Genomic DNA, 26,621 nt, shown 5'->3' on the forward strand with positions numbered 1-26,621 from the left:
TCTGTGCTTCACCAGCAGCCCGGTAGGCCATCTACGGCCTACCGGGCTGTGCTGTTTTCGGCTAGGTCAAGCGATGGTGTTCACCCATTGACCGAGTCACCGTGTCTCACTAGTCTGAGTGGGACAGCACGTCCCATGTAAGTGTGTAGGCAAGGTGAGCCCGCTATGGCCGATGTTGATTCCGTTGAACCTGTCATTGATTCGAAGTTGCATCCGCCCCGTTGGGCGCCGACGTTCATCCGATGGCACAACACCCCGGTGACCTGGTGGGAGTCGGTGAAGTTGTCGGTGGGGATTCTGCCGAGGGTGCGCGATCACACGGTGTTGGATTACGTGACGAACTTTCCGGGGCAGGATGACGTGCTCGTTGCCCGGGTGCCGTTCGCGAAGTTCGTCATCGTGCGTAGCCCTGAGTTGGCCCGGCATGTGCTGGTGACCAATCAGAACAACTACACGAAGAGCCCGGATTACGACATGCTCGCGGTGGCGTTCGGGCGCGGGCTGGTGACCGATCTGAATGATGAACTGTGGCAGCGTAATCGGCGGCTGGTACAGCCGATCTTCGCCAAGCGCAACGTGGATGGGTTCGCGCCGGTGATGGTGGAGGCGGCGCGCGATGCCGTCGCGCGGATCCGGGAGCTCTCGGCGAGCGATGGCGTGGTCGATGTCAATGCCGAAATGAACCGGCTCACTTTGGATGTCACGTCGCGGACGATGTTCGGCACCGACATCACCGGACCGATGTCGGAGGTGGTGCTGTATCGGCTGCTGCGGTTCTTCGGCCGCGGGTTCATGACCAACCTCAGTCATCCGCTGCACCACATCGCGACCTGGCTGCACAAGCGTGGGCGGCACCGCGACGATGCCGGGAATTCGCGGTTGCCGATGCGAGTGATGCGGGCCGCGGGCTGGGTGATCGAACCGCGCAGCATGCGCGACCTGCGGCACGCCGAGGGCGTGGTCGACGGCTTGATCGCCGATCATCGCGCGGGCCGGATCACCCGCAAGGACAACCTGCTCGCCGCGCTGATCGACGCGTCCGATCCGGAAACCGGCTACCAGTACACCGATCAGGAGATCCACGACGAGCTGATGACGTTCATCGGCGCGGGCATGGAGACCACCGCGACCGCGCTGGCCTGGGTGTGGCAGATGCTCGCCGAGCACCCCGAGGCCCGCGATCGGCTGCGCGACGAGGTCACCTCGGTGCTCGGCTCGCGCCCGGCCACCGCCGCCGATCTCGATCGGCTGCCGTGGACGCAGGCCGTTGTCGCCGAGACCATGCGGGTGCTGCCGCCGGTGGTCGGGCTGGCCAGGACGGCGAAAGCGGCTGACGCACTGGGCGGTTACCGGATCAAGCCGGGTACCACGGTGATCACGCTGATCCACGGCTCGCATCACAACCATCGGGTGTGGGATCGGCCGGACGAGTTCGATCCGAGCCGCTACCTGCCGGAAAACGTTGAGCGCGAACACAAGCGGGCCACCATGCCGTTCGGTGCGGGTAAAAGGATGTGTGTCGCTTCGGGCTTCGCGAGCATGGAGGCCGCGCTGGTGGTCGCCACCTTCGCGCAGCAGCTGCAATTCGACGCGGTGTCGAATCAGCGCGTGCGACGGCAGATCTCGTTCACCGGCGGTCCGGACGGCCCGCTGCCGATGCGGCCTCGGTTCCTGCCGGAACTGGAGCGCGCGGACACCGCCGTATAGTCGGATCCGTGAAACCGCCCGCCCACATGCGCAGCCATCGCAGGCGCTCGGGCGGTCAGCGCTGGGACGAACACAATTCGACCAGGCAGGCGCAGATCCTGTCGGCGGCCGTCGCGCTGATCGAGGAGCACGGCCCGACCGCCGAGGTGTCGATCCAGCAGATCGCCGAGCGCGCCGGACTGGCCCGCTCGGTGGTCTACCGGCAGTTCGACAATCGGGAAGACCTGGACGCCCGGGTGCGCGAGTACATCCTGGATCACTATGTGGCCGAGGTGGAGTCGCTGTTCGTGCTCGACCCGACCAAGACCGCGGAGGAGATGTTCCTCGAGATCATGCGCCGAGTGGTGAGCTGGGCCGCGGAGCATCCGAACATCTATCACTTCGGCCAGAACGGGCCGGTGCACGGGCACTCGACGGGCGAGACCACCCTCACCATCGGCAGGCACCGGGTCGCCGAGACGCTGTGGCAACAGTTTTCGTCGTGGACCGGCATGCTCGCCATTGATGTCGAACCGTATCGACCGCTCGTCTACGGGCTGGTCGGACTGGTGGAAGGCATTGTCACGCAGTACATCGGCACGCCGGAGGCCGAGCGTCCCGAGCAGGAAGCCATCTCCCGCATGCTCACCGCTTCGGCCTGGCACCTCTTCGCGGGTCATGCTGCCGACCGCGGCTATCACTTCGACCGGTCCGCCAATATCGCGGAGACGCTCGCCAAGCTGTTCGCCGAGGCCGCGGCGCCGCGAGACTGACAGTGGTCGAAACTCACCCCGAGGCGGTCGATCGGGTCGCCGACATCATGCTCGACGGGCTGCGCGCCCGCTAGTGCGTCGCGGCCAGCGACACGGTGTCGGGTGTGGTCGCCGGGCGAATGCTGCGCATCCAGACCACGAAGCCCCAGGCCACGAAGCCCGCGTAGACGAAGTACAGCGTCGCCGACGGGTAGTAGCCCGCTTTTACCAACAGCGGGATGCCGACGATATCGACGGCGACCCAGATGAGCCAGAACTCGGCGAGCCCGCGCGCCATCCCGTAGGTCGCCAGCACCGAGCCGGTGAAGATCCAGGCCTCGGCCCACGGGCCATAGGAACCGATCAGCGCGAAGATCTGCGCGAAGGCCACGGTGCCGACGAGCATCGCGGCGACCAGAACGAGGCGTTCACGATTGCTTGCCCAGCGCGGATCGACGCCGCGATGTTCGAGACCGGTTTCGTTGGCGTGGCGATGCCAGCTCCACCAGCCGTAGACGCTGACCGCGACGAACATCAGCTGGCGTCCGGCCTGGCCCGCCATGTTCAGATGCTGCGGGGTATTGAAGACCCCGCCGACGAAAACGGTGAACAGCAGGGCGTTCCCGGCGATGCCGATCGGCCACGCCCAGACGCGCCGCCGCATGCCGCCGAGCGCGGAGGCGAGGCCGAAACCGTTGCCGATCACCTCGCGCCAGAGGATCTCCGAGCCTGCGATGTGCAGCTTGGCGTCGAGCAGCGAGATGATCGGGTTCACCTGTGGTGCAACCAGCGCGCCGGCCGATGTCATCCACCGGCCGGATATCGGCTCGGGCTGATCGAAAAACCGGCGGGCACGCGGGTTCGCGTAACGATTGCGAAATCTGGGGTCGCGATTCGCAATATCTGTGCAACGGACCCCTTCTAGGGTGACGTTCATGAGTGCGGAAAGCAGTACCGGGGGGACCGGAATCCACATCAGTGGGTTGACCAAAACCTTCAGAGTCGGTCGCAAGACGGTGGAGGCGCTGGACTCCGTTGACCTGCACACCGAACAAGGAACGTTCCTGTCGCTGCTCGGCCCGTCCGGCTGCGGCAAGTCGACCGTCCTGCGCATCCTCGCGGGACTGGAAACACCGAGCGCGGGCAAGACGCTCATCGACGGTCAGACGCCCGCCGAGCTGATCCGCAGGCACGAACTCGGCATCGCGTTCCAGGACTCGGCGCTGCTGCCGTGGCGTTCGGTCGAGTCGAACATCAAGCTGCCGTTGCAGGTGGCCGGCCTCACGCCGGATCCGGCGCTGATTGCGGACCTGATCCAGCTGGTCGGGCTGGAGGGATTCGAGAAGGCTAAGCCCGCGCAGCTCTCGGGCGGTATGCGCCAGCGCGTCTCGATCGCCAGGGCGCTGGTGGTGAAGCCCACCGTGCTGCTGCTCGACGAGCCGTTCGGCGCGCTGGACGACATGACCAGGCAGCGGCTCAATCTGGAGCTGCTGCGGATCTGGACGGAGAAGCCGGCGACCACGCTGATGGTCACCCACGGCATCGCCGAGGCGGTGTTCCTCTCCGATGTGGTCGCGGTGATGAGCCCGCGACCAGGCCGGGTGCTCGAACTGGTGGAGATCGATCTGCCGCGCCCGCGCACCCCGGAGATGATGCGCACCCCGGAGTTTCACAAGCTGCACGACTATCTGTCGGAGCTGCTGTTCGGCAAGTCCGGCACCGGCGGCGCCCTTGGCACCGCCGCGGGGAAGTCGAGCACGGGCGCGGTGCAGGCATGAACGGACAACGACCGGCGCGCTGTCAGTGGCAGGCGCGACCGGGTTGGCAGCGGATGCGGCCCCATGGACAGTCGATGCGGTCGGTCGCGATCTGCGTGCGGCGTGGCCGGGGAGGTCGGGCATGAAGCGAATCGGCGGCTTGCTCGGCGTCGCCGGGTTGATCGGGGTGTGGTGGCTGCTCGCGGCGCTCGGTGTCGCGGGTGGCACCGTGCCGAGCCCGTGGACGGTGCTGCACACCATGTACACCGACGGGTGGGGTCTCTACGGGCCGAACTTCCGGATCACGGCGCTCGGCGCGCTGAAGGGATTCCTCTGGGGCAATGGGATGGCGATCGCGTTGGCGATCCTCATCATGCTGATCCCGCAGATCGAATCGTTGGCGACGCAGTTGGCGATTCTCAGCTACTGCACGCCGTTGCTCGCCCTGGGGCCGATCATCCTCGTCGTGTTCGGCGGCCGCACCCCGACGGTGTTCCTTGCCGCGATGTACTGCTTCTTCACCACCATGGTCGGCACCGTGACCGGATTGCGCTCGGCCGATCGAACAAGTCTCGACCTGGTGCGCGCCTACGGCGGCGGGCGCTGGCAGCAGCTGTACCGGGTGCAGTTGATCTCGGCGCTGCCGAATACGTTCGCGGCGTTGAAGATCGCGGCCCCCTCGGCGGTGCTCGGCGCGATCATCGGCGAATACCTCGGCGGCGTGGACAGCGGCATCGGTGTCGCACTGACCGCCGCCCAGACGGCCTACAACGTGCCACGCACCTGGGGTATGGCCCTCGCCGCCGCCGCGCTGGCCGGCCTCGGCTACGCAATCGTCGCCCTAGCCGCCCGCGTCGTCGCCCCCTGGACCACCCAGGCGGCGCGATGACCACCGCACCCCCGCGTCCCCGCGCACGAATTCGCATGGTGCGCACGAATTCGCCAACGAATTCATGCGCGGCTGGACGAGATGCGCACGACGCACCAATCCGTGCGCGGCGGGTGCGCTGCGCACGGATTGGTGTGGCGCGTAAGGATTTGCCGACGGATTTGTGCGCAGCGGGACGAGATGTGCGCGGCGGCGCGGAGGAGGGGCGATGAAGGTTGTCTGGCGGATCGGGAAGTTTTTGTTCCCGTTGTTCACTTCGCTGTTGTTGATGTTGGTGATCTGGTATGTCTTTTTGAAGGCGTTTCCGCAGGTTGGGCCGCGGGTGGGGAAGTCGCCGGAAGACGTCTGGCGCTATTTGGTGACCTCGCCCGGGGCGAGTGCCGCGCGTGAGGTGATCATGGACGACTTGCAGATCACGTTGCGGGACGCGGCAATCGGGTTCGGCCTCGGCATGGTGGCGGCGCTGGTGGTGGCGGCGCTGTTCGTGTCGTTCGCTGCGGTGGAGCAGACCTTCCTGCCGGTGGCGATGCTGCTGCGGTCGGTGCCGCTGGTGGTGCTCGCCCCGATCATCGTGCTGGTGTTCGGCCGCGGACTCGGCGGCGTCGCGGTGCTGGCCGCGATCGTGGTGTTCTTCCCGGCGCTGGTGATGATCATGGCCGGGTTGCGCAACGCGCCGCGGGAGGCGCTGGACCTGGTGGCCGCGTACGGCGGGTCCACATGGACCGGCTTGCGGATGGTCGCGGTGCCCGCCGCGCTGCCCTCGGTGTTCGCGGCGGCGCGGATCTCGGTGCCGGGCGCGCTGATCGGCGCGCTGCTCGGCGAATGGCTCGGCAGCGGAACGGGGCTCGGCGCCAGCCTGATTCGGGCCATCCCGACGTTCCAGTACAACCAGCTGTGGTCGTCGATCGTCATCGTCACCATCGTTTCAGTGCTGCTCTACGCGATCGTGGGCGTGATCGAGAATCTGGTGCTCGCCCGCTTCGGGGCCGAGGCCGGTAGGTCGTGAGCCCCCGTCTTCTGCCCGGAAAACGCGGTGAAATTCGAGCAAATCAATATCCGGAACGTCAAAGTAAAGAAAATGAAACGCAATCGACCTAGATTCGGCGCATGACACCCGTGCAACGCTCTTCGTTCGGGCCGACACTGAACCGACGGTCTCTCCTTCGTTACTCCGCGCTGGCCGGCGCCGCCCTCGGCGGTACCGGCCTGCTCGCCGCGTGCGGCGGCAGCTCCACCGACGCCTCGGGCGGTTCCACCGCGGACGGCTCGAAATACGGCACCGTGGCGGTGCAGCTGTCCTGGCTGAAGAACATCGAATTCGCCGGTGAGTACTTCGCGGACAGTAAGGGCTATTTCAAGGAAGCCGGTTTCGGCTCGGTCAACCTCATCGCGGGCGGTGCGGCCAGCACCTCGGTGGAGGCCGGGCTGGACACCGGAAAGATCTGGCTCGGCCTGTCCGCCCCGCAGACCACCGCCAAGGCGGTGCTGGAGGGACTGCCGGGCAAGATCATCGCCACCACCTATCAGAAGAACCCCTTCGCGATCGTCAGCTCGGCCGCCAAGCCGATCAAGACGCCCGAGGACATGAAGGGCAAGAAGATCGGGGTGCAGGACACCAACCAGCTGATCTTCAACGCCCTGCTCACCGCGAACGGCCTGAAGCCCAGCGATGTCACCATCGTGCCCGCGCAGTTCGACCCGTCCCCGCTGGCCAACGGCGAGGTCGACGGCTGGGTCAGCTACGTGACCAACGAGCCGATCACCTTGACCGCCAAGGGATTCGCCAATACCCACTTCCTGTTCGCCGACTACAACCTGCCGCTGACGGCCGAGACGCTCACCGTCAAGCAGTCCACCATCGACAAGGAGCGGGACAAGCTGAAGGCGTTCCTCGTCGCGGAGATCAAGGGCTGGAAGGACGCGGTGGCCAACCCGGCCGAATCGGCCAGGCTCGCGGTCGAGGTGTACGGCAAAGATCAGAAGCTCGATCTGGCCGAGCAGACGAAGGAGGCGCAGGCGCAGAACGATCTGGTCACCTCCGCGGACGCGACCGCCAACGGGCTGCTGACCATGACCGACACGCTGATCGAGCAGAACATCACCGCGTTGAAGGCGGCCAAGCTCGATATCAAGGCCGATCAGCTGTTCGATCTGTCGGTACTGCGTGAGGTATACGCGGAGAACCCGGGCCTGAAAGCTTAGTTATTCAGTCCGACAACGGTTTTCAGTGGGGGCTGAGTGCTGTTGTGCAGCGAGTGCCGCCCGGACTGTTCGGTCTTGGCGGCAATCAGCTCGGCGGCGATCGCGACGGCCATCTCAGTGGCGGTCCGTGCGCCGAGGTCGAGTCCGGCGGGGGAGTGCAGGCGGGCGAGGGTCGCTTCGGTGAAGCCGCCCGCGCGTAGGTCTTCCATGCGCTGGGTGTGCACGGTGCGCGCACCCATGGCGCCTAAGTAGCCGAGCTCGGGTAGTCGCAGCGCGACGGTGAGCAGCGGGATCTCGAACTTCGGATCGTGCGAGGTGACGACAATGCCTGTGCTGCCGTCGATTTCGCCCGCCGCGGACAGCGTGTTCAGGTACCGGTGCGGCCAGTCGACGACTACCTCGGCGCCGGGGAACTTCTCCGGTATCGCGAAGTTCTCGCGCGAGTCGCAGATGGTGACGCGGTAGCCGAGCAGCCTGGCCTGCACGGTCAGCGCCGCGGCAAAAGAGTTGGCGCCGAAGATGATCAGCCGTGGCGGCGGGGCGAACGACGCGACGAACACATCCGAATCCGGCAGCGCGAGCAGCTCGGTGCCGTGCTTCTTGTCGGTGACCAGGTGCTGGCCGATCAGGTCCGCGTCGGAGTTCCACACGACGGTGAACACGGTGATCCGCCGGTGCGCCGCGATCTCCGCGGCGACGAGGGGAAACTCGGGAAAGTGCCTGCGCGAGAACGGTTCGGTGAACACGTCCATGGTGCCGTCGCGGTCCGTCGCGCCTTCCGCACCGGTAGCCACACCGTAGCGGTGCATCGCGCGCCGACCCGTGCGCGCGGCCTGCAGCACGGCCTCGTAGGCGATCTCCTCGAGCCCGCCGTCGGTCACCGCGCCGTAGACGCCACCGTCCGGATCGACCAGCATCGCCGAGCCGATCGGTAAGGACGCGGAGCCCATCGTGCGCACTATGGTGGCCAGCCCACCGGTCCGCCCGGAATGCCAAACCCGCAGTAGGTCATCGACGATGTCCCGCATCAGCTCGCTCCGATCAGCGTGCGGACGAGGCCGGGTAATCACGATCGACGCCCGTCGCCAAATCGTCGCACGTGACGCACACCATATCTGTCTTGCGTGACAAATAGTTGCGCGCGCCCGAATCTCCTACGGCCTCCTGACATATCGAGGTCCAGTGCTTGTGAGCGAGCACAACGGGGTGCCCCGGTGTGCTGTGGAACACAGCGCGGGCGAGGCCGCTGGACGAGTCGAAGGCCGCGGCGGTGACCCGGGCGACCACATCGGCGCCGACGTCCGGGGTATCCACGGGCATGATCGCGGCGTAGCGCGCCGGGGTGCGCGCGGCGGCGATGAGCCCGGCCCGGACGGACGCGCCGAGCCCGGTGGCCCAGTCCGCCGCCCAGACGTGGTGGACGCCGGCCGGGAGGTCGAGCAGGGCCGGATCGGGCCCGGTGGCGCCGAGCACCACGATCACCGGATCGCACCCGCCGTCGCGCAGCGCGGCCACCGCGCCGCGCAGCCAGGAACCGCCCTCGGCCAGGGCTTTGGGCCGTCCGTAGCGTGTTCCGGCGCCCGCCGCGAGCACGATGCCCGCGCAGACGGGCGGGACGGCCGGGCGATCGGGTACAGCCATGGTGACGACGGTAGTCCGGAACCGTTGTCCGCGCGTGTCGGAAGAGTGCCGCTCGCGGACCTGCGCGGCCGCTTTCGTTGCGGCGACACGCCGGGGGTGATCTATCTCTTTCGGGTGGCGGCCGGGCGGGTCGTATTCGATGCTGGTCCGATGACAGACGACCGGGCGGGCCTGGTGGGGTTCGACGCGATGTCCGACGGCGCGGCCACCGAGGCATTGCTCGCGTGTTGCTCTTCGCCCGAGTGGGCGCGGGTGCTGGTGGCGGGGCGGCCCTACCCGAGCGTCGACGCGCTGCTGGACGCGGCCGACACCGTGCTGGCCGGGCTGCCGGAGTCCGAGATCGACCGAGCGCTGGCCGGGCATCCGCGGATCGGCGAGCGACCGGACACGGCGGCCTCGGCGCGGGAGCAAGCCGGGGTCGCCACGGCCGAAGACGCGGTACGGTCGGCGCTCGCGGCCGGAAACCGGGCCTACGAGGCGCGGTTCGGTCATATCTATCTGGTGTGCGCGAGCGGTAGATCGGGCAGCGAGCTGCTCGCGATCCTCGAGGAACGACTCGGCAACGAGGCCGAGACCGAAAGGCGGGTCATGCGAACAGAACTGGCGAAGATCAATCGAATCCGGTTGCGCGCGTTGCTGGCGGCGGCCCGATGAGCTCACTGAGCACGCACGTGCTGGACGCGGTGCGTGGCGCGCCCGCGCAACACGTCGCGGTGACGTTGTATCGCGGTGCCGAGCAGCTGGATTCGGGTACGACCGACACGGACGGCCGGATCGGCGCGCTGGGCGGCGCGCTCCCGGCGGGGACCTATCGGCTGGTGTTCGCCACCGGAGCCTACTTCGCCGGACAACAGGTCGACACCTTCTACCCCGAGGTCTCGGTCTCGTTCGCGGTCACCGAGGAGCGGCACTACCACGTCCCGTTGTTGCTGTCGCCCTTTGCCTTTTCCACCTATCGAGGGAGCTGAACCAAGCATGGAACTGACCGGGCCGATCGTGCTGTCCGACCACCGATACGGCAAGGCCGAGAACCGGATCGTCCGGATCTGGCGACAGCGCGCGCGCCATGAGATCCGCGACGTGAACGTGTCCACCGTGCTGCGCGGCGACTTCGCCGACGCCTACGTCGCCGGTGATCAGCGCAAGGTGCTACCCACCGATACGCAGAAGCAAACCGCGTACGCCTACGCGAAACAGCCTGGGCTACAAACAATCGAGGACTACGCGCTGGCGCTGGCGGGTCATTTCGTCGACGACGTCGAACCGGTGACCAGCGCCCGGATCGAGATCGACGAGTATGCCTGGCAACGGGTTTCGGTCGACGGCCGCGAACATGACCACACCTGGGTCCGGCAAGGCCCCGAGGTGCGTACCGCGGCGGTCACCGTGGCGGGTAAGGGCGCCGACCGGCAGGCCTGGGTGATCGGCGGGGTGAAGGACCTGACGATCCTGAAGTCGACCGGCTCGGAGTTCGCCGACTTCCTGACCGACGAATTCACCGTGCTGGCACCGACGCACGACCGGATGCTGGCCACCTCGCTTGTCGTGGCATGGCGTTTCGCGGGCAGCACCGACATCGCCTGGGACGAGGTGTACGCGGGTGTCCGGACGCGGTTGGTCGAGACGTTCGCGACGCAGCACTCGAAGGCGTTGCAGCAGACGCTGTTCGAGATGGGCAAGGCCGCGCTGGAGGCGTACCCGGTGCTCGCCGAGATCCGGCTGGCCGCGCCGAACAAGCACCACTTCGACTACGACCTGGCGCGCTTCGGCATCGAGAACAACGGCGAGGTATACCACGCCGCCGACCGCCCGTACGGCCTGATCCACGCGACCGTGCAGCGGGCCGACGCACCGGAGGCAGGGCCCGCATGGACACAGTGACAGTCATCGAGGGCTGTGCCGTCGCGACGGTCGACGCGGCAGGCACCGAATATCGTGACGGCTATGTGGTGTTGCGCGGCAACAGGATCGAGGCCGTCGGCGCCGGCGCGGCACCCGCCGTCGACGGCCAGGTACACCGCATCGACGGCCGTGGTTGTCTGCTGACCCCCGGTTTGGTGAACACGCACCATCACCTCTACCAGTGGATCACCCGGGGTCTTGCCGCGGACAACACGCTGTTCGAATGGCTTACCACGCTCTATCCCATCTGGGCAGGCATCGACGAAGAAGCGGTCCGGATCGCGGCAACCGGCGGGCTGGCCGCATTGGCCAGGACCGGCTGCACCACTACGACCGACCACCACTATGTGTTCCCGCGCGAGGGCGGCGACCTGCTCGGCGCCGAGATCGCCGCGGCGGCCGAGGTGGGGTTGCGCTTCCATCCGTGCCGCGGCTCGATGGATCTCGGCGCCAGCGCGGGCGGACTGCCGCCCGATCACGTGGTGCAGACGCTGGACGACATCCTGGCCGACAGCGCGGCGGCCATTGCCCGGCACCATGATTCGTCGTTCGACTCGATGCTGCGGATCGCGCTGGCCCCCTGCTCGCCGTTCTCGGTGACGCCGGAGCTGCTGCGGGAGTCGGCCGTGCTGGCGCGCGAGTCGGGCGTGCGGCTGCATACCCATGTCGCCGAGACGATCGACGAACAGGACTACTGCGCTGAAACATTCGGCTGCACGCCGGCGCAGTACATGGAGCAGCTCGGCTGGGTCGGCTCGGACGTCTGGTGGGCGCACGCGATCCACCTGGACGACTCCGCGATCGAAACCATGGCGAAAACCGGTACCGGAGTGGCACATTGCCCCACCTCGAACGCGCGGATCGGCGCGGGTATCGCGCGCACCGCGGATCTGGTGCACGCCGGTGTGCCGGTCGGTCTCGGGGTGGACGGCGCGGCGAGCAACGAGTCCAGCTCGATGATCGAGGAACCGCGCAATGCCCTGTTCTTCGCGCGCAACAAGGGCGGTCCGCGGGCGATGACCGTGCGAACGTCGTTGGCGCTGGCCACCATCGGCGGCGCGCGGGTGCTCGGCCGCGCCGCCGAGATCGGTTCGATCGAGCCGGGCAAGCTCGCCGACCTGGCGTTGTGGCGGCTGGACACCCCGGCGCACGCGGGCATCGACGATCCGGTGACCGCGCTCGTACTCGGCTCGGCGCCACCCCTCGCGGCGCTGATCGTGCACGGGCGCGAGGTCGTTCGCGACGGTCGGCTGCGCACCGTCGACGAGGACGTCGTCGGGACGCAGGTGGCCAGGGCGCAGGCCGCACTGGTGGCCAAGGCGGGTTAGCGCGTGGTCGAAAACCGCACTCGGGCAGCCTGATCGGGCCTATGCGGCGAACGATGACGCGCCGTGTATCAGCGCCCAGGTGGACCTGAGTCGATCGTCGGAAAGTTCGCAAGGTGCGTCCGGTTCGGACGCCTCAGGCGCCCGCAAGGCCAGCAGGATCATGATGTCGTGCAGGGTGCAGCCCAATTCCATCGCGTGCACGTGCGCGATCTCCTGATCGAAACCGGCCGGGTGCGGCTGGTCGAGCAGGATCATTTCGGCGAGCACCATACCGGTCAAGGCCTGGTTCCTGGTCAGTCGCCGATTGGTCGGCAGATAGGACAGTACCCATTTGCCCCGGTCCGCCTCGGGCAGATCGACCCGGAATGCCGCCTCGTGCGCGATATCGCTGGTGATCAGCCAGTCGGTGGCCCTGATCGCCATCGCGGGACCCCCTTTCGTCCGCAGCGCCTGGTCACATTGTCCAGGCGACTCCCTTGATGGTGCCAGTTCGTTTCGGCGCGGCGCGATCCCAGCGGGCGTAGCGTTTTATCGGGTCGGCCCAATTACTTGACCTGGGAAAACGGCACTGCTACCAAGGAATTAATCACAATCAGCGTCTCGATTCTCCGGTTCCGGCGCACCGCTTCGCCGGACACATCGCGCGCGGGAGGGTGGCGGGATGGATCGATCCGGCCGAACCGACCGATGGCGTCCCGGCGGCAATCTGACCGCTGAGCAACGACGGCGGCTGCGTGATCGGTTGGCCGACTTGGGATTAACCGAGCTGCAGTTGCTCGAACCGCTGGCGGCGGAACTGCGCCAGCGCGGCTACCGGCCGCGGGCGGCCTGGCGCTACGCGAACGGACTGACCCAGGCCGCCGTCGCGGAGCGCTACAACGAGGTGACCGACAGCGCGCGGGCGGCGATGAAGGCCAGCCGGATCTCCGAGTACGAGGCGTGGCCGTTCGCCAGGGACGGCGCCGATCCCGACGACGAGCACCATCGCCCGAGCGGTGCCCGGCCGACCATCCGGGTGCTGAAAAACCTTGCCGCCATTTACGGCACGGCCTGGGATCAGCTGGTCGACGTCGCGGATCTGGCGTACATGCCGCACCGCGAGCGGATGGAATATCACGAGGCGGTGGCCAGGCGATCCATCGGCCGCCAGCCGGTGCGGGCCGGTCGCGACCTGCCTGCGGAGGTACCGCATTTCACCGGCCGCGAGGGTCCGAAAGCGCAACTGCGCGAACGTGTTACCGCGCATCTGCGCAACACGACGGCGGCCGTGCACGTGATCGTCGGGCTCACCGGGATCGGCAAGACCGCACTGGCCAGGTACGCGGTCGCGGTGTTCGGCAAGCACTATCCCGACGGCACCCTCTGGATCGACCTGCACGGCTACACCCTCGGGCGCGAGCCACGCGAACCGGTCGACGTGCTCGAGCAACTGCTGCTGCAGATCGGGGTGCCCAGGGAGACCATCGACACCGACCTGGCCGGGCGGGCCGACCGCTGGCGCACCGCGACGCGACCGCGTCGCATGCTGATCGTGTTCGACAACGCGCTCGACAGCGCCCAGGTGAAACACCTACTGCCGCAGGCGCCCGGCTGCTTCGTGCTGATCACCAGCCGCAGCAAGCTCACCGGCCTGGCCGAGGCGTCACCGCTGCGCCTCGACGTGATGGAGTGGGACGAAGCCGAGGAACTGCTGGTCAAGTTGGGCAACCTGCGGCCGGGTTACGACCGCGGCGCGGTCCGTCAGATCCTGCGGACCGCGGGGCGGCTGCCGTTGGCTATCCGGTTGATCGGCGGGCAGATCGCGCACCACGGCGAGGCCATGCTGGCCGACAGCGCGGCCGATATCGCGCAGCTGACCGAGCGGATCAAGCGCGCACCCGCGGACCACACCAACGGTTCGGCGGCCGAACATCTACTCGACCGGTTCGCGGCCGAGGACGAATCGCTGCGGGCCGCGTTCGAGATGTCGTATCAGCGCCTGCCCGATGCCGGGCAGCAGCGGGCCGTTCGGCTGCTCGGCTGGTTCCCCGGGCCGGAGATCACCGCCGAGGCGATGGCAACGATGGCCGCGGTGCCGCTGCGCGACGGGAAGATGTTGGTGCGCAGGCTGTTCGAAGCGGGGTTCCTGGATCCGTCGCCCGGTGGCCCCGGCGGTCCGCGCTACCGAATGCACGACCTGACCCGATTATGCGCGCGCCTGCACGCCGAGCGGGAGGAATCGGCGCTGGAGTACGCGGCGGTGATCGACCGCCTCGTCAACGACAGCCTGACGGTGGCCCGCCGAGCCAGCACCCACCAGCTCTTCGATCCCGCAGGCAGCGAACACCTTTCGAATCCGTCCGCCGACACGGCGCGGGCCAGGGCCTGGCTGACCAGGGAACGCGAGCTGCTGGTCGGCTGCCTGCGCGACGCCGAACCCAGCGCGGCGGCAGCGGAATTGGCGACCCGGCTGGCCTCGCACCTGTCCGGTACCGGTCACTGGTCGCTGGCGTTGCGGCTCTACGCAAGGGCATTGGAGATCGCCACCGAAGTCGGCGATCGGCGAGCCCAGGCCTGGGTGTTGGTGGGCCAGGGCCGGGTCGATCGGCTGATCGGGCGCCATGAGCAGGCGTGCACCGGTTTTCGGCTGGCCCGCAAGATCGCCGTCGAGCTGGGCGATCAGCAATGTCACGCGGCCGTGCTGTGCGAGCTGGGGCAGACGGCGCGGGTCACCGGCGACCACCGGGCGGCACGGCGCTACTTCAGCGAAGCCCTCGGTATCGCGCGGGATATCGACTATCAGCCGATCGAATGCGACGCACTGGACGGCCTCGCGCACGTCGAGCGCGCCTCGTCCGAATACCGCGCCGCCTGGAATTGTTCGGCGCAGGCCCTCGCCATCGCGGAGGCCATCGACGATCCGGTGCGGATCGCCAGCTCGCAGTGGGGGTTCGCGGAGGTGATCCGGCGGCTCGGCGACGCCGAGGGGGCCGAACGCCGGTACGCCGAGGCCCTGGACATCGCCAGGGGGCTCAACCATCAGAAGCTGGAGGGCGATGCGCTGCGCGGGCTCGGCCACATCGAACGGCTGGTCGGCGACCACGAGACCGCGCGGCGCAACTTCGACGACGCGCTGGAGATCGCGCGCCGGATTCACGATCGCTACGGCGAGGGCTGGACCCTCTGGGGGCTCGGCAATCTCGCGCGCAAAGCGGGGGACTACGTCGAAGCGCGCGAGATGTTCCAGCGGGCCTATGACATCGCGGTCGAGATCAACGATCCGCTCGGACAGGTCGACGCGCTGCGTGGGCTGGGGCATATCGACCGGCAGTTCGGTCGATTCGATGCCGCGCGACGGTATTATCTCGAGTCGATGGACGTGGCGCATCGCATCTGCGACCCGCTGGGGCAGGCCGACGCGTTGCGCAGTCTGGCCGGCGTCGAGACGGTTACCGGTTCCGAAGCGCAGGGCGAGGCGCTGTTGACGCGGGCGCTCGCGTTGTACGACGGCATCGGGCTGCAGCTCGCGGCCCAGGTGCGGGCCGAACTACGCACTCGCGGACGGTAATTCACCCACAGCGGCGGGCCGCGAGCAGTGCGAGAGTATCCGCGCAGGCGCGCATTTCGCTGATCAGCACATGGTGTTCGGTGTCAGGTGTATCGCCGCGGGGTCCGAACAGGCAGCACTCGATGCCCGCCCGGCTCAGGTGGGTGGTGTCGTTGCCGCAGTAGGAGTAGGGCAGCGCCAGGCCGGTCTCCTCGACCTGGAAATCCGAGACCCGGGGCAGTAATTCGGCGATATCGCGGACCACCGAGCAGTCGGCGGGCATGTCCATCGGCGGCATATCGGTGCCGCCGACCCGGAACTGCGGATCGACCGGATGCTCCATGGTGATCTGCGCTTGCCGGAAAGTGTCCCTGGCGCGGTCCAACACCTCGTCGATGGCCTTGCCGACCTGGTGCGGCTCGTAGGGCGGCGGGTAGCGCAGATCGATGAGCGCGGTGGCCTTGTCCGAGCAGTAGCTGACCCCGGACAGGTCGTGTCCCTCGCCACGTCCGGCGATCAGGCTGGCCACCTGAAGCCTTGGTAGCGGCGGGAATTCGGGGTTGTGCAGGCCGAGGTCGGCGGTGTCGAGCAGGTCGAGCACGCGGCGCAGGATCGCGACCGCGTCGACGCCCTCGTGGTGCCTGCTGGTGTGCGCGGTGGCACCGCGCACCACGATGGCGAACTTGTGCACGCCCGCGGTGCGGGTGATCACCCTGCGCACCGAATACGGTTCGGGGACAACGGCGGCGTCCGCGGTGAGGCCGCTGCGCAAGGCGTGGCGGGTGCCGACCCCGCCTTGTAGCTCGCCGACGACGAACTCCAGCAGCAGCGGTCGGTGCAGCGCGATCCCGCTGCGGCGCACCGCGATCGCCGCGCCGAGGATGGCCGCGAGACCGCTCTTCATGTTGTGCAGGCCCGCCCCGTACAGCCGGTCGCCGTCGCGTCGGGCGCTGAACGGCTCGCCGGGGTAGTCCCGGCCGAGCGGATCCATGTCGAGGTGGCCGTTGAGCAGCAGCGCGGGGGTGCCGTGCTCTGGGCCGAGGCGCGCGATCGTCTGTAATCGGCCCGGCTGAACCTCTTGGTGGTACGAGTGAATATCGTTGCGGGCGAGGGTATTTCGGACGTGAAAGGCCAGCGGCGTCTCCTGTCCGGTGAAGGAGGGTACCGCGGTGAGCCCGGCGGCGAGCTGCACGAGTTCGTCGTCGGGCAGCAGCCGGGGCAGCTGGTCGACAAAGGTCGTTGTGGAACTATTCACGCTTTCTGAATCCGATCAGCAGGACATCGCGTAACCCGGCGCCCTCGGCGGGATCGGTCACCGTGATTGTCGTCGTGTAGTGCAGGACCCGCTCGTCGTCGAAGACGTAGGAATCGAGTGGCCGCTCGAGGACGAAGCTGCACAGCTCCCGTTCCGGGTCGTAGCGATCGTAGAGGGCGGAGCTGCCGCCGGTGACGTTGGTCCGCTGGATCAGGTGCGCCGAGCCCGCGATCAGGCCGTCGCGGTGCTTGCCCTCCGGAGCCGGATGGCCCGGCGCGATGAGCCGCATGTAGTGGGCATCGACGAGGCAGTGCGGGGTATCGGCCGCGGACAGCACGCCGTTGGCCGCGAGCAGCCGGGCGACCGCGGTGGCGATCTGCCTGGTCGGTTCGGTCGCCGGGTGGTCGGGCGGGATCAGCTTGAAGGCGCGTTCGATATCGCCCGCCACCGTGTTGACCTGCTTCGACTGCAGGTACGGCGGCGGCTCGCCGATGGCGATGAGCGCGTTCGGTCCGTCCGCGGCCAAGCGGGCCGTCTCCAGGTCGAAGCACTGGTACGCGCGGCGCCGGTACTGCTCGCCGCCCGGCAGCCAGTGGTCGAGTTCGGTGTAGTCCCGAAAGGTGCGACGTAAGACGTGCAGGTCGCGGTCGGTGAGTGGGAAATCGTTCGCCGTCATCATCCAGGAGGCCGGTCGGTCCTCGGAGCTGGGCGCTGGCAACTTTTGGTCGGCAGTCGCCGCCCGCTGGTTGGCGTTTATCGGTAACCCTTCCGCGTCGGGACATGGGCCGCCGACGGGACGGCCGACGGTGGCGCACATCAGTAAGAGATGGCCCGCGTATGCGTGGGAAATGTCACACAGGGCGGGCCGCGATGGACATTAATCCGGCAGCCGCCCGGTTGTCGAGTGTGTGACGTGCTCGATATCGCGTGTCGAGAGCAAGCTGTGGACCGGGGGCTCGAGGTGTTGCGTCCGCAGTGGGTCGCGGCACTGATTTCGGGGCCGATGCCGCGGCCGAGGCATAAATAGACCGGCAGGTATTGAATCGGCGTCGGGCCAGTTCAGGGCCTGTGCGGGATACTGGAACAGTGCCGCCTCTGACCGGGCGACGGGCGGAACCAACGTCGGGTGTCACGAGGGCGCGCGGGGCGATTCGAGGGAGTGGGATAGGCCGGTCGGGTAACGGTCGCGAAATCTGGGGCGGTTGTTGTGCAACATTGCGGCAACTCCCCGCTCCTAGGGTGGCCGCAGAGGCTGCGGAGTGAGGTGAGACGTGGACCTGGACACGATCCGGGAAGTGGTGCTGGCGCGGGAGCGGGCGGACCTGGGTGCGATCGGTGATTCGTGCGCGGTGCTCGCGGGGGGAACCTTTCTGTTCTCCGAGCCGCAGAACCACCTGGACCGGTTGGTCGATATCACCGCCCTCGGCTGGCCCGCGTTCACCGCTGGAACCGACGGGCTGGAGATCGCGGCCACCTGCACGCTGGCCGAATTCGCCGGTGCCGCGTCGGGGCGTGAGCTCGGTGCGCCGGTGCTGCGCGAAGAGTGGCCGGGGACAAGGTTATTCGCGCAGGGGTGTCGCGCATTGCTTGCGTCGCACAAGATCTGGCGAACGGCGACGGTGGGCGGCAACGTCTGTCTGTCCCTACCTGCCGGTGCGGTGCTCGCGGCGCTGACCGCGCTAGACGGTGTCGCGCTGGTGTGGGGGCCGGAGGGGGTGGATCGTCGGATTCCATTGCGGGAGTTCGTGCTCGGACCTGGTCTGAATGTATTGCTGCCTGGCGAGGTACTGCGCTCGATCACCGTGCCGACCTCGAGTCTGCTGGCGCACACGAGCTTTCGGAAGGTCGCGCTCGCGCCGCTCGGCCGGTCCGGATCCGTGGTGATGGGGCGGCGCGATCCGGATGGTCGCTGCGTGGTCACCATTACCGCCGCCACCGACCGGCCCGTCGTGCTGGATTTCGGTGCGGTGCCCAGCGATCCCGAGATCGATGCGGTGGTTGCCGAGATAGATCCGCTGCTGTGGTTCGACGACCCGCACGGCACACCCGACTGGCGCCGACACGTCACCGGCGTACTCGCTCGTGCGGTAGCCGCCGAGCTACGTGGGCTGGAGCGACTATGAAGTTCGAAGTCGACGGCCGTCCCATCGAAGCCGAACCGCGCGCCGGCCAGTGCCTGCGCACCCTGCTCCGTGAACAAGGCACGTTGTCTGTCAAAAAGGGCTGCGACACAGGCGATTGCGGAGCCTGTTCGGTACAGCTCGACGGAATGACCGTGCACTCCTGCCTCATCCCGGCCCACCGCGCGGCCGACCGCGCGATCACCACCGCAGCGGGCCTCGGTACCGCCGATGAGCCACACCCGATCCAGCGCCGATTCGTCGAGAACGCCGCCTTCCAGTGCGGGTTCTGCACTGCTGGAATGGTCGTGACCGCCGCAGGTCTGGGCTGCGGGACATCCGTGCGCGGATCGGCGACCGCGCCATGCGGGGATGCTGCCAACGGCGCGCACCTGTCGGGCGAGGTGTCGGGTTCTGAACGTTCCGACGCCGAGTTGGCGGAGCTGATGAAGGGAAACCTGTGTCGCTGCACGGGTTATCGGTCGATCGCCGAGGCACTGGCCGGTGGACGAGCCGACGCCGACGACCAGGGCGGTGCGCCCCGGAGGCCTGCCTCCCCCGAAACCGGCTCGGGCAGTGGCGGGTTGGGTCACGCTGTCGCCGGACGAGCCGGCAGTGGAGTAGGTGCCCCTGCGGGTCCGCGGATCGTGCGCGGGATGGAGCCGTTCACCTTTGATATCCGACCAGGTGCTGCGCGAGCGGACGCGGACGGTGTGATTGAAACCCCGGCGAGTTCGCCTGGGGAACCGGAGGTTTCGCCACCTACCGCACCGCTGCACCTCGCGGTGCTGCCCAGTCCGCACGCACACGCGCGCATCGTGTCCATCGATACGACAGCCGCCGAGGCGCTACCCGGCGTGCACGCGGTACTCACCTACCGGGACGCGCCGGACGTGGCGTTTTCCACCGCGCGGCACGAGTTGCGGGCGGACGATCCGGACGACACCTATGTGCTGGATCGGACGATGCGCTTCGTAGGACAGCGTGTCGCCGCGGTGGTCGCGGAGAGTTCAGCGGCCGCTCGTGCGGGTTGCCGGGCTCTGCGGGTCGAGTACGAAGTGTTGCCCGCCGTGTTCGATCCGGCCGCGGCGTTGGCGCCGGAGGCACCGAAACTGCATGGGGAGAAACCGGATTCGGCGCGGATCGCGGACGTCGAGCGCAATCTGATCGCCGAGGTGCACGGCGAGGTCGGCGATGTGCCTGCGGGTCTCGCGGCGGCGGCGAAAGTGGTGCGCGGCGTATGGCATTCGCCGCGCGGACAGCACGTGCATCTGGAGACGCACGGCGGCATCGGCTGGCTCGACACGGACGGCAGGCTGGTCATCCGGTGCAGCACGCAGGTGCCGTTCCTGGTGCGGGACGAGCTGTGTCAGGTGTTCGGGCTGCGACGCGAGCAGGTGCGGGTGTTCGCCACCCGGGTCGGCGGCGGGTTCGGTGCCAAGCAGGAGATGCTGGCCGAGGATCTGATCGCGCTGGCGGTGCTGCGGACCGGGCGGCCGGTGCAGTACGAATTCACCAGGGCCGACGAATTCGTCTCCGCCACTTGCCGTCACCCGATGCGGGTCGCGGTGACCGCGGGCGCCGACGCGAACGGCGTGCTGACCGCGCTGGCGGTCGACGTGCTCGCCGACGCGGGCGCGTATGGCAATCACAGCGCGGGCGTGATGTTCCACGGCGTCGGGGAATCGGTCGGCGTCTACCGCTGCGCCAACAAGCGGGTCGACGCGCAAGCGGTGTACACCAACAACATTCCCTCCGGCGCGTTCCGCGGCTACGGGCTCGGGCAGGTCATCTTCGGCATCGAGTCCGCGCTGGACGATCTCGCGCGCGAGCTCGGCCTCGACCCGTTCGAATTCCGGCGCCGCAACGTGGTGGTCCCCGGCGACGAGTTCGTCGGCGCCGAGGTGGACGAGAGTGACTTGTCGTTCGGCAGCTACGGCCTCGACCAGTGCATCGACCTGGCCGAACGAGCACTGTTGCGGGGCAACGGGGTACCGGCGCCTGGACCCGAATGGCGGGTCGGCACGGGCATGGCGGTGGCGATGATCGCGACCATCCCGCCGCGCGGGCACGCGGCCGACGCCACCATCGCCCTGCGGCCCGACGGCCGGTACGAGCTCCGGGTCGGCACCGCGGAATTCGGCAACGGCACCACCACGGTGCATGCCCAGCTCGCAGCGTCGGCGTTGGAGACCGATGCGGCGCGCATCGTGGTCCGGCAATCCGATACTGATCTGGTCGGGCACGACACGGGCGCGTTCGGCTCCACCGGAATCGTGGTGGCGGGCAAGGCAGCCTACGCGGCGGCGCTCGAATTGCGCAGGCTGTTGCTGGCCAGGGCGGCGAAGCTGGCCGGGCTGCCCGAGCGTGACTGTGTGCTCGAGTCCAACGGAGTCCGTTGCGGCGACCAGGTATTCGGCGTCGGCGAATTGCTGGCCGACGGCGACCTGATCGCGCACGGCGAGCACTCGGGCACCCCGCGTTCGGTGAGCTTCAACGTGCACGCCTTCCGGGTCGCCGTGCATCAGGACACCGGCGCGCTGCGCATCCTGCAGTCGATCCAAGCCGCCGACGCAGGCACCGTGCTCAATCCGGTGCAGTGTCGCGGCCAGGTGGAGGGCGGCGTCGCACAGGCCATCGGCACGGCGCTGTACGAGGACATGCGCAGCGAACTCGGCGTCGTCACCACCCAGTCGCTGCGGCACTACCACATTCCGCAGTTCGCCGACGTCCCGCGCACCGAGGTGTACTTCGCCGACACCGCCGACGAGTTCGGCCCGCTCGGCGCCAAGTCGATGAGTGAATCCCCGTACAACCCGGTCGCCCCCGCCTTGGCGAACGCGATACGGGATGCTGTCGGGGTGCGGCCGGATCGGCTGCCGATGACCGCCGATCGGATCTGGCGGTCCATGCAGGAAGGAGACCAGCGGTGACACGGTTGCCGGAGGACGTCCGGGTCAGCATCGACGCGATGCTGGACGCCGTCGATGCCGAGCTGCGCACGCGCTACCCGGGACCGGACGGACGAGCACAGCCGATTCACACGGCCTATGTCCCGGCCGACCGGATTCGCGAGGACACGCCAGCCGTCTGGGGTGCCGCCGCGATCGAGCTGCTCGACCGGCATGACGACCTGCTGTCCGAGCTGGATTCGACCGGCTCGCTGCCCGATGTGCGCAAGCGCCTCGAGCAGGATCCGATTCAAGATCTGCGCATCGACTTCGAGGACGGCTACGGGTTCCGCTCCGACTCGGAGGAGGACGAGGCGGCCACCGCGGCGGGTGCCGTGCTGGCCACCTGGGCGTACACGCCGTACCGCCCGCAGAGCTATGGCATCAGGACCAAGGGCCTCGCGATCGGCGAGCGAAACCGTACGCTGCGCACGCTCGAACTGGTGCTGGCGGCCATGGTCGACGTGCCAACCGGTTTCGTGTTCACTGTCCCCAAGATCCGTGCGGCGGAGCAGGTTCCAGCACTGGTCGCGTTGTGTGAAGGGCTGGAGAGCGGCTACGGCCTCGCCGCGGGCACGCTCCGCTTCGAGCTGCAGATCGAGAGTCCGCAGGCGATCATCGCCGCCGACGGCACCGCGCCGATCGCGCGCATGATCGGGCTGGCCGACGGACGCTGCAGCGCATTGCATTTCGGTACCTATGATTACACCGCCGCGTGCGGGGTCGCCGCGCCGGATCAGGCTCTCGATCACCCGGCCGCGGATTACGCGAAGGCGGTCATGCAGGTCGCCGCCGCGCAGACCGGCGTGTGGGTGTGCGACGGCTCCACCCAGATCGTGCCCGACACCGAACCGGAAGCGGCGCTGCGCAATCACCATCGCCTGGTCAGCCGGTCGCTGAAACACGGCTACTACCAGGGGTGGGATATGCATCCCGGCCATCTGATCACCCGCTGGCTGGCCACCTACGACTTCTTCCGGCAGGCGATCGACGTGGCCGTGCCGCGACTGCAGGCTTACCTGGACCGCCGATCGGGCGGCGTCATGGACGAACCCGCCACCGCGGAAGCCTTGGCGTCCACCGTTTTACGCGGCGTGGAGTGCGGCGCACGCACCGCCGAGGACCTGGCCGCCCGAGCGCCCGAATTGTCACCGGCGGTGTTGCGTGCGCTGGTCACGCGTTCGCCGATTCCCCAGGAGGTGCGGTCGTGACCGACCCGCAAGAGTTCACCCTGCTCCCCGACCTCGCGGTTCGCCCGCTCGGCGGTTCGGTGATCTGGGCCGACGACGAATTCTTCGCGGAGAAGGAGAATTTGATCAACCCGGACCCGGCCGAGTATCAGCCGTCGACCTTCGGGCACAAGGGGCAGGTCTACGACGGCTGGGAAACCCGCAGGCACCGTGGCCGACCCGGCGACGACTCCGCCATCGTGCGGCTCGGCGTGCCCGGCGTGATCCGCGGCATCGTGGTCGATACCGCATGGTTCAAGGGCAACTACCCGCCCGCGGTCTCGGTGGCCGCGCTGGAGGTAGTCGACTATCCGACCGCGGAAAGCATTGCCGCACGCGACGATTGGGAGACCCTGATCGATCACGCGCCGGTCGCCGGGGACAGCCGGAACCCGTTCGCCGTCGAGAGCGAACGGCGATGGACCCACCTCAAACTCACCATGCACCCCGACGGTGGTGTGGCGCGGCTTCGAGTGCACGGCGAGGGCAGCCCCGATCCGCGCCTGCTCGGCCTCGGACCGCTCGACCTGGCCGCGCTGGAAAACGGTGCGCTGGTGCTGGATTGCTCCAACCGCTTCTACAGTTCGCCGAATCAGCTGCTGTATCCCGGGCTGGCCCGGCGGATGGGCGACGGCTGGGAGACCGCCCGCCGCCGTGACGACGGCAACGACTGGGTGCGGATCCGGCTCGCCGGCCCCGGCCTGATCCGGCTCGCCGAGATCGACACCTCCTACTTCCTCGGCAACAGTCCGGGCGCCGCCCGGCTGACCGGCCGCACCAACGATGGCACCGAGCTCGAATTGCTTCCGCGCACCGAGCTTTTGCCCGACACCAGGCATCAGTTCGCCGTCGCGCCGATGGCGGCCTCGGTGGAGGAGGTACGCCTGGACATCTATCCCGACGGTGGCCTGGCCCGGCTGCGGCTCTACGGGGAGCTCGGCGGATGAGGGAACCTTATGAGCCCGCTCGCGAATTCATCGGCTACGGCCAGCATCCGCCCGACCCACAGTGGCCCGGTGGCGCGCGGATCGCCGTGCAATTCGTGCTGAACTACGAGGAGGGCGGCGAGAACAACGTCCTCGACGGCGACCCGGCTTCGGAGACCTTCCTCTCGGAAATGACACCGGCGCAGGCCTTTCCGAACCGTCACATGAGCATGGAGTCGCTCTACGAGTACGGTTCCCGCGCCGGACTCTGGCGGGTCCTGCGCGCCTTCGAACGCCGCGGCCTGCCATTGACCATTTTCGCTGTCGCGCACGCCATGCAGCGAAACCCGGAGGCGGTAGCGGCTTTTCGCGAACTCGGCCACGAGATCGCCAGCCACGGCCTGCGTTGGAAGTCCTACCAGCTCACCGACCGCGACACCGAACGCGCGGACATGGCCGAAGCGGTCCGCCTGCTCACCGAGCTCACCGGCGCCGCGCCACTGGGCTGGTACACCGGCCGCGACTCACCGAACACCCGCGAACTGGTGGTCGAGCACGGCGGCTTCGTCTACGACTCCGACTCCTATGCCGACGACCTGCCCTACTGGGTCACCGTGCGCGGCCACGACCACCTGGTGGTGCCCTACACGCTCGACACCAACGACATGCGCTTCGCCTCGTCCGCCGGATTTCCCACCGGCGAGCAGTTCTTCGCCCACCTGCGCGACGCCTTCGACGTGCTGTATCGCGAAGGGGCGGAAGGCAGTCCGAAGATGCTGTCGATCGGCCTGCACTGCCGCATCGTCGGCCGCCCGGCCAGAGTCGCGGCGCTGGAACGCTTCCTCGACCATGTCCAATCCCACGATCAGGTGTGGATAACCCGCCGCATCGATATCGCCGAGCACTGGCGCAAGGTCCATCCGGCCAAGGGGTAGTCGATCCCGTTCAGCGACAACACAATTCGGGGCATGCAACGCGAGGGCTCGCCGACTAGTGTTCGGCCGTCTACCCGAAGCTCGAGGAGTCGTGAATGTTCGCAGTACGTGGATTTGTCATCGCCGCCCTGATCGGCGGTGCAACCCTGGTCGGTAGCGGCGCGGCCATGGCCGCCGGTCCGCTTCCGCTCGAGCCGAGCACTGCGGCACCGGCGGATTCGATCGCCAACAACTGTGCGGGCGTCATCCACCCCATCGGCCAGCTGGTCTGCACCATCAGCAGCCTGTCCGGCTAGCCGTGACGCGCGGCCGGTCACGAGGACCGGCCGCGCACGCTCGCGGGATCAGCCGAAGAGACCACGCACGAAGGGCACCGAGTCCGGCAACGACGCGTTGACCGTCCCGCTGTGATCCTCGGCGTAGGTGTGCAGCTGCACCGGCTGTCCGTTCGCCCGTAGCACCGCGGCGAACCGCAGCGTCTCGGGGGTGATGACGTCGGTGTCGCGCAGTCCTTGGCCCATGAACAGCGGCTTGTCGTAGCCGGATTCGGGCAGCCCGAGATAGCGGGTGAGCAGTCCGTGCAGGTCGGGGATCTGCGCCAGCGGCTTACTGAACAGGTTGCCCACCACCACGCCTGCCGCGCCGAGCTCGTCGCCGAGCGGAACGAGGCACTCCTCGCGCGCCTTGGCCAGCCACGAGCGGCCCGCGTCGGTGAGGAACGAGTCGATGTTCAGCTCCGGGTAGGTGGTGCGCAGCCCGTTGAGGATGTAGAGCACATAGCCCGTGGTGTGCGGACTGAGCTTCACCGGCGGCATATTCGGGCCCAATGGCACCAGAATGTCCTCGATATAGGCCGGTACGCCGGTGCCGACCGCGCCGCGGTAGTCGAGTTCCGGACCACCGAATTCGGTGGCGTAGCGCGCGGTATAGACGGCAGCGCCGCCGCCCTGCGATTGACCGACCACCACCCATTTCTTCGCCAGCGACGAATACTGCCGGGTCGCCGCCTTTACAGCGTCCACCACGTTGTGCGCTTCGACGATCCCATTGAGATAGGGATGTTCACCCGGCGTGCCGAGCCCGGCGTAATCGGCGGCCACGATCGCATAACCCTGCTGTAGCCAGGTGCCGAGGTAAGCCCAGTCGCGTTCGACCGCGCCCGGCCCGGCGATGCTGTACGCGCAGTCGTCGCCGAGGCCGACGGTGCCGTGCGCCCACGCGATGACCGGCCAGCCACCGGGCGGCGGCGCGCCCGGCGGGAAGTAGACCGCCGCGCTCGCGGTGGTCGGCACGTCGTCGGCCGTGGTCGAGCTGTACAGAATGCGGGTCGAATCCACCGCGCCCGGCGGCGTGGCGGCCGGTGCCAGCGGCGCGATCGATTCGACCGTGCCCACGGGCGCGGCCGTCGCGACGGGCAGATTCAGCAGGCCTGCGGTGCAGGCGAGGGTGAACGCGGCGGCGATGACCGATTTCCGCATGGGATCTCCTGTCCAGGTGCACGGGGGTGCCGTGGCTTCCGCGG

24 protein-coding genes are annotated in these 26,621 nt (G+C 68.1%); 17 read left to right on the forward strand and 7 right to left on the reverse strand.

Translation table 11 applies throughout. The features are described from left to right. The first annotated feature begins 165 nt into the window (after positions 1 to 165). A complete protein-coding gene (locus tag ABZ942_RS23375; protein ID WP_357385271.1) occupies positions 166 to 1,707 on the forward strand; it encodes a cytochrome P450 in 1,542 nt (513 codons plus the stop codon). Between the two features lie 8 nt (positions 1,708 to 1,715). Continuing rightward, on the forward strand, positions 1,716 to 2,459 hold the full coding sequence (locus ABZ942_RS23380) for a TetR/AcrR family transcriptional regulator (RefSeq protein WP_357385273.1): 744 nt from the start codon (positions 1,716 to 1,718) through the stop codon (positions 2,457 to 2,459). A gap of 70 nt (positions 2,460 to 2,529) precedes the next feature. Here ABZ942_RS23380 and pnuC read toward each other — a convergent pair whose 3' ends face one another. After that, complete coding sequence (gene pnuC, locus ABZ942_RS23385) at positions 2,530 to 3,246, reverse strand: nicotinamide riboside transporter PnuC (protein WP_357385275.1); 717 nt, start codon at positions 3,244 to 3,246, stop codon at positions 2,530 to 2,532. A gap of 127 nt (positions 3,247 to 3,373) precedes the next feature. On the opposite strand from pnuC, the gene ABZ942_RS23390 reads away from it, so the two are divergent. From ABZ942_RS23390 to ABZ942_RS23405, 4 genes are all read left to right on the forward strand, one after another. Next, the gene (locus tag ABZ942_RS23390; protein ID WP_357385277.1) at positions 3,374 to 4,216 is read left to right on the forward strand and encodes an ABC transporter ATP-binding protein; all 843 of its coding nucleotides are present in this window, start codon (positions 3,374 to 3,376) and stop codon (positions 4,214 to 4,216) included. A gap of 121 nt (positions 4,217 to 4,337) precedes the next feature. Beyond that, a complete protein-coding gene (locus ABZ942_RS23395) occupies positions 4,338 to 5,084 on the forward strand; it encodes an ABC transporter permease subunit (RefSeq protein ID WP_357385279.1) in 747 nt (248 codons plus the stop codon). 208 nt (positions 5,085 to 5,292) lie between these two features. Continuing rightward, positions 5,293 to 6,090 (forward strand): ABC transporter permease subunit, encoded by a 798-nt coding sequence (locus tag ABZ942_RS23400; protein ID WP_357385281.1) that lies wholly within the window; start codon positions 5,293 to 5,295, stop codon positions 6,088 to 6,090. Positions 6,091 to 6,191: 101 nt separating this feature from the next. After that, positions 6,192 to 7,286 (forward strand): ABC transporter substrate-binding protein, encoded by a 1,095-nt coding sequence (locus tag ABZ942_RS23405; protein WP_357385283.1) that lies wholly within the window; start codon positions 6,192 to 6,194, stop codon positions 7,284 to 7,286. Here ABZ942_RS23405 and ABZ942_RS23410 read toward each other — a convergent pair. Further along, positions 7,283 to 8,314 (reverse strand): XdhC family protein, encoded by a 1,032-nt coding sequence (locus ABZ942_RS23410; RefSeq protein ID WP_357385285.1) that lies wholly within the window; start codon positions 8,312 to 8,314, stop codon positions 7,283 to 7,285. The genes ABZ942_RS23405 and ABZ942_RS23410 overlap by 4 nt on opposite strands. A 13-nt stretch (positions 8,315 to 8,327) precedes the next feature. Next, the gene (locus tag ABZ942_RS23415; RefSeq protein WP_357385287.1) at positions 8,328 to 8,927 is read right to left on the reverse strand and encodes a nucleotidyltransferase family protein; all 600 of its coding nucleotides are present in this window, start codon (positions 8,925 to 8,927) and stop codon (positions 8,328 to 8,330) included. A gap of 150 nt (positions 8,928 to 9,077) precedes the next feature. Here ABZ942_RS23415 and uraD point away from each other — a divergent pair, with 150 nt between their 5' ends. Genes uraD through ABZ942_RS23435 form a run of 4 tightly spaced genes read left to right on the forward strand, consistent with a single transcriptional unit; the run spans position 9,078 to position 12,157 of the window. Then, positions 9,078 to 9,581, forward strand: coding sequence for a 2-oxo-4-hydroxy-4-carboxy-5-ureidoimidazoline decarboxylase (gene uraD, locus ABZ942_RS23420; protein ID WP_357385289.1), 504 nt, complete (start codon positions 9,078 to 9,080; stop codon positions 9,579 to 9,581). Further along, positions 9,578 to 9,895 (forward strand): hydroxyisourate hydrolase, encoded by a 318-nt coding sequence (gene uraH, locus ABZ942_RS23425; RefSeq protein WP_357385291.1) that lies wholly within the window; start codon positions 9,578 to 9,580, stop codon positions 9,893 to 9,895. Before uraD ends, uraH begins: the two co-directional genes overlap by 4 nt. 7 nt (positions 9,896 to 9,902) lie before the next feature. Further along, positions 9,903 to 10,808, forward strand: a complete 906-nt coding sequence (pucL, locus tag ABZ942_RS23430) for a factor-independent urate hydroxylase (RefSeq protein ID WP_357385293.1) — start codon at positions 9,903 to 9,905, stop codon at positions 10,806 to 10,808. Further along, on the forward strand, positions 10,796 to 12,157 hold the full coding sequence (locus ABZ942_RS23435; protein ID WP_357385295.1) for an 8-oxoguanine deaminase: 1,362 nt from the start codon (positions 10,796 to 10,798) through the stop codon (positions 12,155 to 12,157). The genes pucL and ABZ942_RS23435 overlap by 13 nt, the downstream gene beginning before the upstream one ends. Before the next feature lie 39 nt (positions 12,158 to 12,196). On the opposite strand, the gene ABZ942_RS23440 is transcribed toward ABZ942_RS23435, so the two are convergent. Beyond that, on the reverse strand, positions 12,197 to 12,580 hold the full coding sequence (locus ABZ942_RS23440) for a hypothetical protein (RefSeq protein WP_357385297.1): 384 nt from the start codon (positions 12,578 to 12,580) through the stop codon (positions 12,197 to 12,199). A gap of 238 nt (positions 12,581 to 12,818) precedes the next feature. Here ABZ942_RS23440 and ABZ942_RS23445 point away from each other — a divergent pair, with 238 nt between their 5' ends. Beyond that, complete coding sequence (locus ABZ942_RS23445) at positions 12,819 to 15,704, forward strand: tetratricopeptide repeat protein (protein WP_357385299.1); 2,886 nt, start codon at positions 12,819 to 12,821, stop codon at positions 15,702 to 15,704. A gap of 1 nt (position 15,705) precedes the next feature. On the opposite strand, the gene ABZ942_RS23450 is transcribed toward ABZ942_RS23445, so the two are convergent. Both ABZ942_RS23450 and ABZ942_RS23455 read right to left on the reverse strand, forming a co-directional pair. Then, on the reverse strand, positions 15,706 to 16,938 hold the full coding sequence (locus tag ABZ942_RS23450; protein ID WP_357385301.1) for a M20/M25/M40 family metallo-hydrolase: 1,233 nt from the start codon (positions 16,936 to 16,938) through the stop codon (positions 15,706 to 15,708). Continuing rightward, positions 16,931 to 17,614: a 2OG-Fe dioxygenase family protein gene (locus tag ABZ942_RS23455; protein ID WP_357385303.1), complete on the reverse strand. Its 684-nt coding sequence runs from the start codon at positions 17,612 to 17,614 to the stop codon at positions 16,931 to 16,933. Before ABZ942_RS23455 ends, ABZ942_RS23450 begins: the two co-directional genes overlap by 8 nt. A gap of 595 nt (positions 17,615 to 18,209) precedes the next feature. Here ABZ942_RS23455 and ABZ942_RS23460 point away from each other — a divergent pair. From ABZ942_RS23460 to ABZ942_RS23485, 6 genes are all read left to right on the forward strand, one after another. Beyond that, a complete protein-coding gene (locus ABZ942_RS23460; protein WP_357385305.1) occupies positions 18,210 to 19,061 on the forward strand; it encodes an FAD binding domain-containing protein in 852 nt (283 codons plus the stop codon). Then, the gene (locus ABZ942_RS23465; protein ID WP_357385307.1) at positions 19,058 to 21,991 is read left to right on the forward strand and encodes a molybdopterin cofactor-binding domain-containing protein; all 2,934 of its coding nucleotides are present in this window, start codon (positions 19,058 to 19,060) and stop codon (positions 21,989 to 21,991) included. Before ABZ942_RS23460 ends, ABZ942_RS23465 begins: the two co-directional genes overlap by 4 nt. Positions 21,992 to 22,029: 38 nt before the next feature. Then, positions 22,030 to 23,220 carry an aldolase/citrate lyase family protein gene (locus ABZ942_RS23470; protein WP_357385878.1) on the forward strand — a complete coding sequence of 397 codons (1,191 nt, stop codon included), beginning with the start codon at positions 22,030 to 22,032 and terminating at the stop codon, positions 23,218 to 23,220. Continuing rightward, the gene (gene alc / locus ABZ942_RS23475; RefSeq protein WP_357385309.1) at positions 23,217 to 24,185 is read left to right on the forward strand and encodes an allantoicase; all 969 of its coding nucleotides are present in this window, start codon (positions 23,217 to 23,219) and stop codon (positions 24,183 to 24,185) included. The genes ABZ942_RS23470 and alc overlap by 4 nt, the downstream gene beginning before the upstream one ends. Further along, positions 24,182 to 25,099 (forward strand): allantoinase PuuE, encoded by a 918-nt coding sequence (puuE, locus tag ABZ942_RS23480; protein ID WP_357385311.1) that lies wholly within the window; start codon positions 24,182 to 24,184, stop codon positions 25,097 to 25,099. Before alc ends, puuE begins: the two co-directional genes overlap by 4 nt. A gap of 95 nt (positions 25,100 to 25,194) precedes the next feature. Continuing rightward, positions 25,195 to 25,395, forward strand: a complete 201-nt coding sequence (locus tag ABZ942_RS23485) for a hypothetical protein (protein WP_357385313.1) — start codon at positions 25,195 to 25,197, stop codon at positions 25,393 to 25,395. 48 nt (positions 25,396 to 25,443) lie between these two features. Here the strand turns inward: ABZ942_RS23485 and ABZ942_RS23490 are convergent, their stop codons facing one another. Beyond that, complete coding sequence (locus ABZ942_RS23490; RefSeq protein WP_357385315.1) at positions 25,444 to 26,577, reverse strand: lipase family protein; 1,134 nt, start codon at positions 26,575 to 26,577, stop codon at positions 25,444 to 25,446. Between the last annotated feature and the right edge of the window lie 44 nt (positions 26,578 to 26,621).

It is taken from the genome of Nocardia sp. NPDC046473, from assembly GCF_040645995.1.
GTDB lineage: Bacteria > Actinomycetota > Actinomycetes > Mycobacteriales > Mycobacteriaceae > Nocardia.

Excerpts from the sequence above, each read along its gene's own strand:
- ABZ942_RS23375 (WP_357385271.1), top strand. The coding sequence starts at position 166 with ATGGCCGATGTTGATTCCGTTGAACCTGTCATTGATTCGAAGTTGCAT.
- pnuC (WP_357385275.1), bottom strand. The coding sequence starts at position 3,246 with ATGACATCGGCCGGCGCGCTGGTTGCACCACAGGTGAACCCGATCATC.
- ABZ942_RS23390 (WP_357385277.1), top strand. The coding sequence starts at position 3,374 with ATGAGTGCGGAAAGCAGTACCGGGGGGACCGGAATCCACATCAGTGGG.
- ABZ942_RS23395 (WP_357385279.1), top strand. The coding sequence starts at position 4,338 with ATGAAGCGAATCGGCGGCTTGCTCGGCGTCGCCGGGTTGATCGGGGTG.
- ABZ942_RS23400 (WP_357385281.1), top strand. The coding sequence starts at position 5,293 with ATGAAGGTTGTCTGGCGGATCGGGAAGTTTTTGTTCCCGTTGTTCACT.
- ABZ942_RS23405 (WP_357385283.1), top strand. The coding sequence starts at position 6,192 with ATGACACCCGTGCAACGCTCTTCGTTCGGGCCGACACTGAACCGACGG.
- ABZ942_RS23410 (WP_357385285.1), bottom strand. The coding sequence starts at position 8,314 with ATGCGGGACATCGTCGATGACCTACTGCGGGTTTGGCATTCCGGGCGG.
- ABZ942_RS23415 (WP_357385287.1), bottom strand. The coding sequence starts at position 8,927 with ATGGCTGTACCCGATCGCCCGGCCGTCCCGCCCGTCTGCGCGGGCATC.
- uraD (WP_357385289.1), top strand. The coding sequence starts at position 9,078 with ATGACAGACGACCGGGCGGGCCTGGTGGGGTTCGACGCGATGTCCGAC.
- uraH (WP_357385291.1), top strand. The coding sequence starts at position 9,578 with ATGAGCTCACTGAGCACGCACGTGCTGGACGCGGTGCGTGGCGCGCCC.
- pucL (WP_357385293.1), top strand. The coding sequence starts at position 9,903 with ATGGAACTGACCGGGCCGATCGTGCTGTCCGACCACCGATACGGCAAG.
- ABZ942_RS23435 (WP_357385295.1), top strand. The coding sequence starts at position 10,796 with ATGGACACAGTGACAGTCATCGAGGGCTGTGCCGTCGCGACGGTCGAC.
- ABZ942_RS23440 (WP_357385297.1), bottom strand. The coding sequence starts at position 12,580 with ATGGCGATCAGGGCCACCGACTGGCTGATCACCAGCGATATCGCGCAC.
- ABZ942_RS23445 (WP_357385299.1), top strand. The coding sequence starts at position 12,819 with ATGGATCGATCCGGCCGAACCGACCGATGGCGTCCCGGCGGCAATCTG.
- ABZ942_RS23455 (WP_357385303.1), bottom strand. The coding sequence starts at position 17,614 with ATGACGGCGAACGATTTCCCACTCACCGACCGCGACCTGCACGTCTTA.
- ABZ942_RS23465 (WP_357385307.1), top strand. The coding sequence starts at position 19,058 with ATGAAGTTCGAAGTCGACGGCCGTCCCATCGAAGCCGAACCGCGCGCC.
- ABZ942_RS23470 (WP_357385878.1), top strand. The coding sequence starts at position 22,030 with ATGCTGGACGCCGTCGATGCCGAGCTGCGCACGCGCTACCCGGGACCG.
- puuE (WP_357385311.1), top strand. The coding sequence starts at position 24,182 with ATGAGGGAACCTTATGAGCCCGCTCGCGAATTCATCGGCTACGGCCAG.
- ABZ942_RS23485 (WP_357385313.1), top strand. The coding sequence starts at position 25,195 with ATGTTCGCAGTACGTGGATTTGTCATCGCCGCCCTGATCGGCGGTGCA.
- ABZ942_RS23490 (WP_357385315.1), bottom strand. The coding sequence starts at position 26,577 with ATGCGGAAATCGGTCATCGCCGCCGCGTTCACCCTCGCCTGCACCGCA.